Origin of the sequence: Chthonomonas sp. (genome assembly GCF_035294165.1) — a bacterium.
GTDB lineage: Bacteria > Armatimonadota > Chthonomonadetes > Chthonomonadales > Chthonomonadaceae > Chthonomonas.
In genome coordinates, this window is sequence record NZ_DATGLN010000201.1 from 1 (window position 1) to 11,049 (window position 11,049).

An 11,049-nucleotide genomic window follows, 5' to 3' on the forward strand; every position below is an offset into this window, starting at 1 on the left:
AGGGCAGATAGATTATCACGATCAGCACATCTACGCCTATGAACTGTTTGGTTTTCCGCGAAAGGATGAGTTGGAGATAGGCCCCAAGCGAAAAGGCAAATCACGTCGTGCCCAGCAAGACTATGTGCACGACATCGCGGCAGTGTTTCGCAACTTCCTGCCCTATCTGAAACCGAATGCGAAGGTTTTTGTGGTGGCCAACGACCGCTTCCACCTGTACCCGGAGATCGCTCGTCTTAGCGGTTTGCGGATTGTGGATGAGTATCATCGCGCGGTGACGAAGCGTACTGAACAGGGTGATGACCCTTATCAAGAGACAATATTCTTTATGATGAGGGCATAAACCGATGGGCTTATCCCAGGATCAGACTGAACAGATTAAGGAATTGCTAAGCAATAAGATACGAGAGAAGCTCAACAGTTATTCCCCTGAAACGCAGCATATGCCGTTTCATGTAAGACTGTTAGGAAAAGATAAAATGATGTTGTTTTCTTTTATACAATCTATAAACACAACTCTGGGCACTTCGATATTCGAGCAGATTGCAGAAAAGGTGGCACAACCCTATTTTAAACGGGTTCAGAGACAGTCGCGTTTGGGAGATCACATCAGTGAAAAATCATTAGGCATCATACAAAAAATCATTGATGACTTGAGGAATGGCCTGGTAGAGCCAAACAAATTGAAGGAAATTGAACAACTACGCGAGGTGGCGCAAGAAGAACCGAAAAAACAGATATCGAGTTTGAAAGCAGATATATTTCTTGAGTCTAACGATGGGATCGAGTACTATTTTGATTTAAAAACAGCTAAGCCAAATAAAGGCGAAGTCATAGGGCTTAAACGAACGTTACTTGAATGGGCGGCTATACGATTGCTACAGAATAGAGATGTGTGCATCTATACCGGGCTTGCAATCCCTTATAATCCTTATGCACCCTCAGATTATGATCGACGGACGTTTAGACCGATGTTTGACTTACAACATGAACTCAAAGTAGCGGACGATTTTTGGAATTTTCTGGGAGGTGACGGAACTTATCAACAGTTATTAGATATATTCGAGGAAGTCGGTATTGCGCTACGTGATGACATCAACCGCAAGTTTACCACACTCTAGTCATCTTACCACGAACCCAAGAGATCATGTTTATTTCACCCCGTAAAGCTGTTGAGCAGGATTTGTAGGGTTTCGGAGAGAGTGCTTGCCTCGTCGAAACGTTGCTGTAAAAAAGCATTTACTTGCTCGATGCGGGCGCGAGCCTGATCGATCTTTGGGTTGCTTCCTTCCACATAGGCCCCGATATTGATGAGGTCTTCCGCATTTCGATAGGTGGCAAGGGTTTCCCGAAGGCGCTCTGCTGCTCGAAGGTGCTCTGGACTGACGATTTGTGGCATAACGCGGCTTACGCTTTGCAAAACATCTATCGCCGGGTAGTGGCCGCGCTGAGCCAATTCTCTTGTAAGCACAATATGGCCGTCCAGAATACCGCGCACGGCATCTGCCACCGGCTCGTTCATGTCGTCGCCCTCTACCAGAACCGTGTATAGCCCCGTGATGCTGCCCTTTTCCGCCGTGCCGGCACGTTCTAGAAGACGGGGAAGCATGGCAAAAACGCTGGGGGTGTAGCCGCGCGTGGCCGGTGGCTCCCCAATGGCCAGGCCAATCTCGCGTTGGGCCATGGCCAGGCGCGTGATCGAATCCATCATCAGTAAGACATGGGCGCCCTGATCACGAAAATATTCGGCGATGGCGGTTGCTACGAAAGCCGCTTTAATGCGCACTAAGGCCGGCTGATCGGACGTGGCCACCACCACCACAGACCGTTGTAGGCCCTCCGTACCTAAACTTTCCTCAATGAAGTCGCGCACCTCGCGCCCACGCTCCCCCACGAGGGCGATCACATTGACATCGGCATTGGTGTTGCGGGCGATCATGCCAAGCAGAGTGGATTTTCCCACACCGGAGCCGGCAAACACACCCATGCGCTGGCCTCGGCCCACGGTGAGGCACCCATCTAGAGCGCGTACCCCTACCTGCAGTATTTCGCGAATGCGCGGGCGCGTAAGAGGATTGGGTGGGTTGGCGTTAACAGGGACAACGGCGGGAAGATCGAGGGGAGGGCCGCCATCAATAGGGTGTCCAAGTCCATCGAGCATGCGCCCGAGCAGGCCTTCACCCACCATCACCTGGAGGGGACGACGTGTGGCCACAACCTCGCTGCCGGGGCGAATGCCCTCCATGGGGCCGATAGGCATGAGGAGCACACGCCCTTGACGAAAGCCCACCACCTCCGCTTTAATAGGGGGCCGCGCCGGATCGTAAAGATTAGCACGGTCGTAGTAGATGTCGCAAAGCTCACCCACCATAGCCGGTGGGCCGTTGGACTCGATGACAAGGCCGATGACCTGCATCACTTTTCCGTTCTGCCGCACCGGGTCGAAGCGCGCTATGCGTTGCCGATAGCGCTCCAGGTTCACCGGACTGGGAGGAATAGGCGGTAGATCGAGGATTTTGCCTTGCATCGGGGCTATGCTCCCTCAGACGATGGGGGTGAAGGGGGCACGTTGAAAAAGGGGTTCAGCTCCGCCAGCTGGGTTTCGATGCGGGCATCCACATTGCCGTTGGGCGTCTCTACAATGCACCCACCGTCGCCCACACGACGGTCGCTGATGATCTCCACATGGGGTAGATGATCGAGCATTTCGAGCAGTTCCTCACGGTGGCTTCGCGCGGTCTCTAGGTCGCGTGGGCTTACGCGAATGCAGAGAGAGCCGCTATCGGCCACCCGCAGCAGCGCGTTCTTAATGACGGCTAGCGCCACCTCCTTAGAGGCTTCTATCTCCTGCTTAATCACTTTGCGCGCCAGCTCGAACACCAGTTGAACCACCTGGGGCTCCAGCTCCTCCCAAATGCGACGGCGCTGGGCCTCCACGGATTGAACAAAGTTTTGAAGGTCTTCACGCAGTGCTTGGCGCTCCGCCTCTGCTTGGCGAGTTAGCTCGGCACGCACCTCTGCTTCCCCTTTGATTTTGCCGTCGTAATATCCCTTCTCGAATCCTTGGCGGTAGCCCTCCTCCTCCAAAAGTTTGGCTCGGTTTTGGGCCTCATTCAGCAGCGCTTGGGCAGCCTGCTCGGCCTCCTGGCGCATCTGGGCGATTTCGGGTGGTTCTGTGATAGATTTTGTCTGTTGACGGCGCAACTCTTCGGCCATCTCCTCCACCGGTCGCAGTTGGAGTGGAGCGGCGTGCACTCCGGCTGTTGGTGGTGGAGGAGCGGATTCAACGGCCACGCTTTCCCCCTCTTCCAGCTTAGGCGCCAGCACCTGAAACCAGTTCACGGGCACGGGAGATGTACCCGATTTCACCGAGATATGGGGCGCCGTTAGCGGCCGGAAGTCGAGGTTTTCCGCTCGCGAAGGTTCGGCTGACATTAGATGATGATCTCCTCACCGCCGCCGCGTGCAATGACGATCTCGCCGGCCTCTTCCAGCCGACGAATGATGCCGACGATGCGCTGTTGGGCCTCTTCTACATTGCGTAGGCGCACCGGCCCCATAAACTCCATATCCTCTTTGAGCATGGTGGCGGCGCGCTCGCTCATGTTCTTGAAGATGCGGTTCTGTACCTCTTCTCCCACCCCTTTGAGCGCGAGGGCCAGCTCCTTGGTATCCACTTCCCGAAGAACCTTTTGAATGGAGCCGTCGTCGAGCAGAACAATGTCCTCAAACACAAACATGAGCTTTTTGACCTCTTCGGCCAGGTCGGGCGTGGTTTCGCTGAGGTTTTCGAGGATGGTTTTTTCGGTGGTGCGGTCAACCCAGTTTAATATTTCAACAAGGCTTTTAACGCCGCCTACCGAGGTGAGAGCCGAGGAGACCACCGAGGTAGAAAGCTTGCGTTCAAGCACGCGTTCTATTTCCCGAATGACCTCCGGCGGGGTGCGATCCATAATGGCGATGCGTCGAGCGACCTCTGCCCGCAACTCCTGTGGTAGCCCGGACAGCACCGTTGCGGCCTGGTTCGGGTTCAAGTGCGATAAAACGAGCGCAATGGTTTGCGGGTGCTCATCTACGATGAAGGAGAGCAGTTGGGTAGGATCGGTCTTTTTAACAAAGTCGAAAGGCATTACCTGCAGCGCCTGCGAGACACGGCTGACGACCTCATTGGCCTTATCGGCTCCGAAGGCCGCCTCAAGCGCTTTGCGGGCCTGATCGATTCCACCCTCCGCAATAACCTCTTGAGCGAGGCACATCTCATGAAATTCGGCGATGATCTGGCGACGGGTTTCCGAACTTACACGGCCCAGTCGGGCCACTTCAAGTGTGATGTTCTCGATTTCATCCTCGCGTAGATGTTTAAAGACGCGGGCGGCAGCCTCTGGGCCTAGAGCCACCATCAGCACGGCGGCTTTCTGACGGTTGGTTAAATTATTCGTTTGGGCACGTGGCATAGCTTCCTTTTCCTTAAACCAGTCTAGTTTTCATCGCCGAGCCAGCTCTTCACGAGCATGGCGACCATCTCCGGCTTGGAGCGCGTGAGATGAAGAATGCTTTCGAGGTTGGCATCGAAGGCCTCTTCGATAACCTCAAAGGTCTTCGGAGAGTTTGAACCGGGAACAAGCGGAATAGGCCCTTCCTGACCCGGCAGCGATTCGGGGGCGCCATCGCGCGATTCGGTGGGTGCTGCCGAGCCAAGTGCGCCTGCCGGCAGGCTGCCCCCGCCGGCCAGAGCAAGCTGACCTTCGGCAACCGTGCTGGGACGGCGAAGCGCGCGAGCAAGCATCCAAACCGCAAACCCCATAATAAGGAAGGGAATAAGCACGGCGAGTAGATGGCGCATGTTGGCTGCGCTGGCGGCAGCCGCAGCCGCTTGCTCTTCGGCTTTCTCGGTGGAGTGATCGAAGGGAACGGCGCTGACGGCCACTTGGCGTGCATGTGTTGGGTCGTTGGGATCGTAGCCGATAGCGGTCTGCACCATCTGGGTGACGGTGGCGATGGTGGATTGCAGTTGATCGGCAGGAATTTTTGAGGAATCGAGCAGAACGCTTACGTCCAAACGCCTGATCTGGCCCGGAGCAACCGTTGTATCCACAGTGCTTGTGGTGGGCTGATAGGTGGTGGTGGTGGTTTCATGAGTGTAGTTGCTGTTGGGGCCGGTGGTGGCCGCCATGTAGTTAGGTACGCCGGGACCGTTGGGTTGTGCGGCGGCAATGTTGCCGGCAGCGCCCACCTGAGCGCGCGGGATGGCGGTTCCTTGGCCGTTAAGCTGCTCTGTCTCATCGTATTTGGTGACCGGTGCGCCTGGACTATTGGTTACGATATGGCGTTTTTCTTGGTCGTTGCTCAGCTCTTCATGTACTAAAACGATGGAGCGATGGGGGCCTAAAGCCCTGTCGAGGGCGGCTTGTAGGTCGGCGCGTTCTTGCATCTGTTGTTCACGTGCCTGTTTTTCCAGGTCATCCACCTGACCACCAGCCATGTGAAGGCCATCCCAAAGCAGATCGCCGTTAGAGTCGACCACGCTGATGTTTTTGTCGGATAGACCGGTAAATGCCATTTGAACGAGGCGCACAATGGCGCGCACGTTCTCGTCGGAAAGCTGATGCCCGGGCTTGAGGGTGAGAAGCACAGAGGCCGAAGAGTCGTGGTGATCTACCAGTAGGGGGCTGTCGTCTGCCGGGGCATAGTGCACCACTGCGGAGGCGATATCGTCCATGCTCATAATGGTGCGTGCGATGCGGTCTTCACGAGAACGGCGGATGCGTAGGTCTTCGATCTCCTGCGGCTCGCCCATGTGGGAGGAGTTGAGGATGTCATCGGCGCCGTTAAGCGTGCTGGAAGATTGTGCCGGCAGGTTTTGACTAAGCAGTTTCATCTGCCATTCGTCGTGGTCTTGGGCTGGCACTTCAATGGCCGTGCCGCCTTGTGTGAGACGATAGGGGACGTGCGCCTCCTGTAGTTTCTCGGTGATCGCGTTGGCATCTTGGGCGGAGAGGTTAGAGAAAAGCGGCACGAATTCGGGGGTACTCGCCCAAGAGAGGAAGCCGATCAGCGCGATGATCGTTCCCAAAGAGGCTGCGACAAAGATAATCTGATTGGTGCGGCCTAAACGTTCCCACCATTCTCTAGCTCGGTTCACGGTAATAACTTCCTTCCTACCTTTCTGCTGTGCGCCTGCATTCTCAATGAGCTACCTCGTTAACGCAATACGGCTGCTATACGTTGAGGCTGATGATCTGTTGATAGGCATCTAGCAGGCGATTGCGCACCTGCACGGCCAGGTCGAGGGCCACAGAGGCCTCCTGAGAGGCGATCATCACCTGGTGAACGTCGAGAGGTTCACCGGCAGCGAAGCGCGCAGTGAGGTCATCCGCGTGCAGTTGAGCCTGGTTTACCTCGTTGATGGCCTCGCTGAGGAATTGACCAAAGCTCTTTCCCGATACGGAGGTCTCTCCTGGCCCAGTAGGCGCTGAAAAGGGACTTACCGACTGCTGCACGGCGGGGGCAATGTCAAAAAGCGGGGTTGGAGCATCCATACGCATGGGAGGTTCTCCTTCAATTACGCGCGGCCGATGTCAATGGCGCGGGTCTGCATCTGTTTTGCTGCGTTGATGGCGGTGACGTCGGCTTCGTAAGCACGTGAGGCCGAGATCATGTCCACCATTTCGATAATAGGGTTCACATTGGGCATGCGCACGTTGCCGTTGGCATCGGCGTCTGGATTGCCCGGATCGTGAATCACTTTGTAGGGTGTTGAGTAGTCCGGTTGAATGGAAGTCACCTCCACACCGGCTCCTGGCGCTTCGTCTTCGGGGCCGCCGCGCAGGGCGATCAGCATGGCGTGGAAGCTGTCCCCACCGGGCTGACGTTCGGCCAAAGTGACGATCTGTCGCCGATAAGGCAGACCATTAGGGCCGCGCGTAGTATCTACATTGGCGAGGTTGTTGCTGATCACATCGAGGCGCAGACGCTCTGCGGTAAGACCTGAGGCACTTATCTGCATTGCCGAACCGAGTGACATGGTGTTCCCCTCCTTGAACAGACGTGTTAGCAATTAGCGTCCGTTGATCACGGTTTTGAGATTGGTAAACTGGAGCGATACTGCCGTTGCTAGGGCATCGTAGCGAATGGCATTCATGGCGAGTGCCACGCTCTCCGATTCTGGGTCTACGTTGTTGCCGTCGGTGCGGTCGGTTGTGGTGTTGACGGTGTAGACGATCGGCTGAATAGAGGAGATGGGGTGCGGATCGAGAGCGGCGAAGGGAGTATGGCGTATCTCCAGGGCGCTCTGCAAAGCCGACTCAAAACTGACAGCCTGACGCTTATAGCCGGGCGTATTGACGTTGGCTAGATTGTTGGCGATGACCTGTTGACGCAGAGCTGCCGCGTTAAGGGCAGCCGTCACCGCCTGAAAAGCGTCGCCACCAAAGAGCATATCGAGCATGGGCTTACTCCCTTTACGATGGGTGCTGAGCACCTTAGAAACAAAAGTCGGTCGCCACGTTCTAATGTGGGCTTCACCGGAATTATTGGTTATCTAAAGTGCGAACCTCAGGGAGAATTTTCGCCCCGCTCGGCGTCTGTGGCGGCGAGCGCTTCGGCTTGTAGCGACTTGTAGGCCTTGCGGATGCGTCGCACATGGTAGGCCACGTTGGCCGGCGAACACCCTAAAATCTCCGCTACCTCTCGTGCCGTGTAGCCCTCTAGAAGCGCGCGCAGAATGCGCTGCTGCAGCGGGGTGAGCAGCTCCATGAGGGCGATGAGATCGAAGGTGGCCGTTGGATCGAAGGAAGGGGCTTCGAGGTATCCATCCGGAATCGGCACGGTATGGGCGCGCCAGTGAGCGCGAATCGTGTCGAGCATGCGCCACCGAGCGCGTTGCAGCAGATGCTGTTCCGGGTTGCCGATACGCATGTCAAGGCGCGGCAACATCTCAAGAACGGCTACCCAAGCTTCTTGGCGCAAGTCATCGCTCTCAACACCTGAGATTCGCCCGAAGTAGGCGGCCATTCTTTCAATACGCTGTTCAATCGCATCTATGAGTTTTTGTTGGGTGGAGGCGTCGAGGCACCCCCGTAAAGCCGTTTCCATAATACAATTCCTTCTCGAAAATCACGCAAACAAAGAACGCTAAACGATTGAAGAATCGGGAGAGGTCTCTAACGGTCGCGGTGTTCGCAAATTCGCTTCGTTCCCGTTGCCGGTGAGAGCGGGGAGGAGCACGCGCCCAATGTTTGCTTCGAGAAGGCGCTTTTCCGGGGGCGCCCTCAGAGGAGTGTCAGAAGAGGTAGTAGGAGCGCTTGCTACGACCGGTAAGACCAGAGACCCGCGGTTGTGCTTTGCCGTTGGGCAACGCCATGCCATCGAACACCTTAAACCATAGCGGTGTTCGACGCCGATGCGGCACCGCAAACCACGTAGGGCATAGCCTTATGTCCACCATCGTAGCTTCCTTTCTAACAAGTGCGCACGTTCGCAGGCGAACGCGCATCAAACTCTATTCTATCCTATATCGTTGGAAATTGGCAAATTGTTAAAAGGCGCCTCAAGAGCTTTATGCGGGGGCGTGGGGTGTTGTGGGGTAGTATAAAATATCGTTAGAGCTTTCTCTAGCGGATCTGAAAGGAGTGGAGAGATGTTTCACAAAAGAACAACGCCCTATGCCTCGCGCAGCGCCTTTACGCTCATCGAGCTTCTTGTCGTAATTGCAATTATTGCGCTATTGGCTGCGCTCCTCTTCCCCGTCTTTTTAACAGCCCGTGGAAAAGCGCGTGAAATCGCTTGTCTTTCCAACCTGCACCAGCTCGGCCTAAGCATCGGCATGTACATGCAAGATTACGACAGCTACTATCCTTATATGGTAGACCCTGCCGACCGCTATACCCCGCAAATTTGGGGAAGTGACCCCAGCTTTATGGCACAGATTCCCACCATCACACCGCTTCAGGTGGCCTTATTTCCTTACACGAAGTCAAAGGAGGTTTTTCATTGCCCCGCCGATACGGGGTTCGATGTGGAAGATTTTACCGGCCTCTATATTGACCCCAACGGAAACCCACCTAATGCCAACCCATCTAGCTTCGCAAAGTTTGGGACGAGCTACTACTATCGAACCGAGTTGGCCGAGCGCCACGCTACCGACAGTATGCTACAACACCCTGCCGAGGTCAACGTGCTTTTCGACGGTGCCGGGAAATGGCATGGCAGCCTCATTCCGCGTGTATGGCGTTACAACACGCTTTTTGCCGACGGCCACTCCAAAAACATCACCTACGATCAACTCAATGCCTACTGGGCCATGCCTCTATGAGCGATCGCGTTGTATTGCGTGCCAACTGGGTGTTACCGATAACGAACCCTCCTATCGCCCATGGCGAGGTTGTGGTGGAGGAGGGAAGGATCGCGGAGATACGGCAGGCGCGTGGCGTTTTAGACTCTCGCACAGGGCGCGACTTTGGTGCAGCCGTGATCTTGCCTGGGTTGGTTAATGCCCACACCCATTTGGACTACACATTGTTCCGTGGACTTGTGGAAGACCGGGAGTTCTTCGCTTGGATTCGGGAGTTGGTAAAGCGCAGTCGTCTGCTTTCCGATGAGGACTGGCGCATTTCCGCCCTGTTGGGGGCTGCGGAGGCGGTGGCCGGTGGCATAACGACGATTGGCGACTGTACGCCAACCGGTGCCTCATTAGGGGCGGCACAGGCCTTTGGGTTAGGCGGAGTTATCTATCAGGAAGTGTTTGGCATTGGGGAGGAGCAGCCTGTCGAAGAGACCATACGGGAGCTAGCGCAAAAGGTTGCCGCCTTAAAGAAAGCAAGCGCCGATAGCCGTTTGGCGGTGGGTATTTCTCCTCATGCGCCTTATACCGTGCGACCGGCCTTGTTTCAGGCGCTAGCCCGCTGGGCGCATCCTAATCGGCTACCTGTTTGCATCCATGCTGCCGAGTCGCGCGAGGAGCTAGAGCTGTTGCTTGAGGGGCGCGGGGTGATGGCGCAAAGTCTTGAAGAGCGTGGCATCTCCTGGCATATCCCGCGCCAAAGCGTGAGTGCCTATCTAGACAATTTGGGCATTATTGGTCCGCAAACGCTTTTAGTGCACGGAGTGAACGTTTCAGCTAAAGACTGTATGCTTGCACAACAGCGGGGTGCGGCCTGGGTGCACTGCCCAAAATCGAATGCAAAGCTGGGCAATGGAGTGGCTCCTCTGGCGCTTCTCTGTCCTTCTGATGGCGCGGAATCACGAGTCGGGTTGGGCACCGATAGTGTGGTGAGCAACAACACTCTAGACCTGTTCGAGGAGATGCGTTTTGCCGTTCTCCTCCAGCGCGCTGCCCGCCGACGAGTAGACGCCCTGACCGCCGAGCGAGTGATTAACCTAGCCACGCTGGGCGGAGCCAAAGTGTTGGGGCTGAAGGATGTTGGTTCATTGGAAATAGGCAAACGAGCCGATCTCTGCGTGGTGCGCCTTGATAGACTGCATACCATGCCAAACTACGATCCTTATAGTGCTTTGGTCTATACGGCTCACGCTTCCGACGTGGTATTAACCATGATTGATGGACGTGTGCGCTATGATGCAGCCCTTCATGCCGAGATGAAATATCGTTTCCCCGAGAACGATTTAACACCGTTGTTTGCATCTGTGCCTCACATAACGGCACGTTTGCAAGCAGCCCTCTGTGCGTAGCGACCGTTGCTTTTCTGCTTCGCCGAGTCGCTTTGAGAAAACCCTCTAAAAATTACGGGGCGATCCTCCGAAAATCATTGCGGAACAACCAAGACACCTCTCTTCTCCGGTCAATGTACGTGGTTGTTCAAGATTCCAAACCAACGCTTCGCCGGCAGGAGGCCGGCAAACGGCCAAATAGGCCGAAAGTAAATTCACGGAGGATCGTGTATGTTACAGCTCAACACCAATGTAACGGCGCTAGGCGCCCTTTACAACCTAAACCAAGTCTCCGATGCCGTCGCTAGCAGCATCCAAAAACTCTCTAGCGGACTGCGCATCAACTCCGCCGCCGATGACCCCGCAGGGCTTATCATCTCC

General features: G+C 55.6%; 12 protein-coding genes and 2 pseudogenes. 5 read left to right on the forward strand and 9 right to left on the reverse strand.

Going from position 1 to position 11,049, the window contains the following annotated elements; all coding sequences use genetic code 11:
* Together VKV29_RS10995 and VKV29_RS11000 are read left to right on the forward strand one after the other, a co-directional pair.
* Positions 1 to 343: pseudogene (locus VKV29_RS10995) on the forward strand (site-specific DNA-methyltransferase); the annotation flags it as partial.
* 4 nt (positions 344 to 347) lie between these two features.
* Positions 348 to 1,121, forward strand: a complete 774-nt coding sequence (locus VKV29_RS11000; protein WP_324201355.1) for a TdeIII family type II restriction endonuclease — start codon at positions 348 to 350, stop codon at positions 1,119 to 1,121.
* 35 nt (positions 1,122 to 1,156) lie between these two features.
* On the opposite strand, the gene fliI is transcribed toward VKV29_RS11000, so the two are convergent.
* From fliI to VKV29_RS11045, 9 genes are all read right to left on the reverse strand, one after another.
* Positions 1,157 to 2,527, reverse strand: a complete 1,371-nt coding sequence (gene fliI, locus VKV29_RS11005) for a flagellar protein export ATPase FliI (RefSeq protein WP_324201356.1) — start codon at positions 2,525 to 2,527, stop codon at positions 1,157 to 1,159.
* 5 nt (positions 2,528 to 2,532) lie between these two features.
* Positions 2,533 to 3,435 (reverse strand): FliH/SctL family protein, encoded by a 903-nt coding sequence (locus tag VKV29_RS11010; protein ID WP_324201357.1) that lies wholly within the window; start codon positions 3,433 to 3,435, stop codon positions 2,533 to 2,535.
* The gene (fliG, locus tag VKV29_RS11015) at positions 3,435 to 4,454 is read right to left on the reverse strand and encodes a flagellar motor switch protein FliG (RefSeq protein WP_016482603.1); all 1,020 of its coding nucleotides are present in this window, start codon (positions 4,452 to 4,454) and stop codon (positions 3,435 to 3,437) included. Before fliG ends, VKV29_RS11010 begins: the two co-directional genes overlap by 1 nt.
* Before the next feature lie 23 nt (positions 4,455 to 4,477).
* A complete protein-coding gene (gene fliF, locus VKV29_RS11020; RefSeq protein ID WP_324201358.1) occupies positions 4,478 to 6,142 on the reverse strand; it encodes a flagellar basal-body MS-ring/collar protein FliF in 1,665 nt (554 codons plus the stop codon).
* A 76-nt stretch (positions 6,143 to 6,218) separates the two neighbouring features.
* Entirely contained in the window at positions 6,219 to 6,545 is a 327-nt protein-coding gene (fliE, locus tag VKV29_RS11025) for a flagellar hook-basal body complex protein FliE (protein ID WP_324201359.1), read from the reverse strand.
* Between the two features lie 17 nt (positions 6,546 to 6,562).
* Positions 6,563 to 7,024, reverse strand: a complete 462-nt coding sequence (flgC, locus tag VKV29_RS11030; RefSeq protein ID WP_324201360.1) for a flagellar basal body rod protein FlgC — start codon at positions 7,022 to 7,024, stop codon at positions 6,563 to 6,565.
* Between the two features lie 33 nt (positions 7,025 to 7,057).
* Positions 7,058 to 7,447: a flagellar basal body rod protein FlgB gene (gene flgB, locus VKV29_RS11035; RefSeq protein WP_324201361.1), complete on the reverse strand. Its 390-nt coding sequence runs from the start codon at positions 7,445 to 7,447 to the stop codon at positions 7,058 to 7,060.
* Positions 7,448 to 7,554: 107 nt separating this feature from the next.
* On the reverse strand, positions 7,555 to 8,094 hold the full coding sequence (locus tag VKV29_RS11040; RefSeq protein ID WP_324201362.1) for a sigma-70 family RNA polymerase sigma factor: 540 nt from the start codon (positions 8,092 to 8,094) through the stop codon (positions 7,555 to 7,557).
* 187 nt (positions 8,095 to 8,281) lie between these two features.
* Positions 8,282 to 8,446 (reverse strand): hypothetical protein, encoded by a 165-nt coding sequence (locus tag VKV29_RS11045; RefSeq protein ID WP_324201363.1) that lies wholly within the window; start codon positions 8,444 to 8,446, stop codon positions 8,282 to 8,284.
* A gap of 192 nt (positions 8,447 to 8,638) precedes the next feature.
* Here VKV29_RS11045 and VKV29_RS11050 point away from each other — a divergent pair, with 192 nt between their 5' ends.
* The 3 genes and pseudogenes from VKV29_RS11050 to VKV29_RS15310 form a co-directional block, all read left to right on the forward strand.
* On the forward strand, positions 8,639 to 9,313 hold the full coding sequence (locus VKV29_RS11050) for a type II secretion system protein (RefSeq protein ID WP_324201364.1): 675 nt from the start codon (positions 8,639 to 8,641) through the stop codon (positions 9,311 to 9,313).
* The gene (locus VKV29_RS11055) at positions 9,310 to 10,689 is read left to right on the forward strand and encodes an amidohydrolase family protein (RefSeq protein ID WP_324201365.1); all 1,380 of its coding nucleotides are present in this window, start codon (positions 9,310 to 9,312) and stop codon (positions 10,687 to 10,689) included. The genes VKV29_RS11050 and VKV29_RS11055 overlap by 4 nt, the downstream gene beginning before the upstream one ends.
* A 210-nt stretch (positions 10,690 to 10,899) precedes the next feature.
* Positions 10,900 to 11,049: pseudogene (locus VKV29_RS15310) on the forward strand (flagellin); the annotation flags it as partial.

Coding starts and splice junctions, on each gene's coding strand:
- VKV29_RS11000 (WP_324201355.1), top strand. CDS start 348: ATGGGCTTATCCCAGGATCAGACTGAACAGATTAAGGAATTGCTAAGC.
- fliI (WP_324201356.1), bottom strand. CDS start 2,527: ATGCAAGGCAAAATCCTCGATCTACCGCCTATTCCTCCCAGTCCGGTG.
- VKV29_RS11010 (WP_324201357.1), bottom strand. CDS start 3,435: ATGTCAGCCGAACCTTCGCGAGCGGAAAACCTCGACTTCCGGCCGCTA.
- fliG (WP_016482603.1), bottom strand. CDS start 4,454: ATGCCACGTGCCCAAACGAATAATTTAACCAACCGTCAGAAAGCCGCC.
- fliE (WP_324201359.1), bottom strand. CDS start 6,545: ATGCGTATGGATGCTCCAACCCCGCTTTTTGACATTGCCCCCGCCGTG.
- flgC (WP_324201360.1), bottom strand. CDS start 7,024: ATGTCACTCGGTTCGGCAATGCAGATAAGTGCCTCAGGTCTTACCGCA.
- flgB (WP_324201361.1), bottom strand. CDS start 7,447: ATGCTCGATATGCTCTTTGGTGGCGACGCTTTTCAGGCGGTGACGGCT.
- VKV29_RS11040 (WP_324201362.1), bottom strand. CDS start 8,094: ATGGAAACGGCTTTACGGGGGTGCCTCGACGCCTCCACCCAACAAAAA.
- VKV29_RS11045 (WP_324201363.1), bottom strand. CDS start 8,446: ATGGTGGACATAAGGCTATGCCCTACGTGGTTTGCGGTGCCGCATCGG.
- VKV29_RS11050 (WP_324201364.1), top strand. CDS start 8,639: ATGTTTCACAAAAGAACAACGCCCTATGCCTCGCGCAGCGCCTTTACG.
- VKV29_RS11055 (WP_324201365.1), top strand. CDS start 9,310: ATGAGCGATCGCGTTGTATTGCGTGCCAACTGGGTGTTACCGATAACG.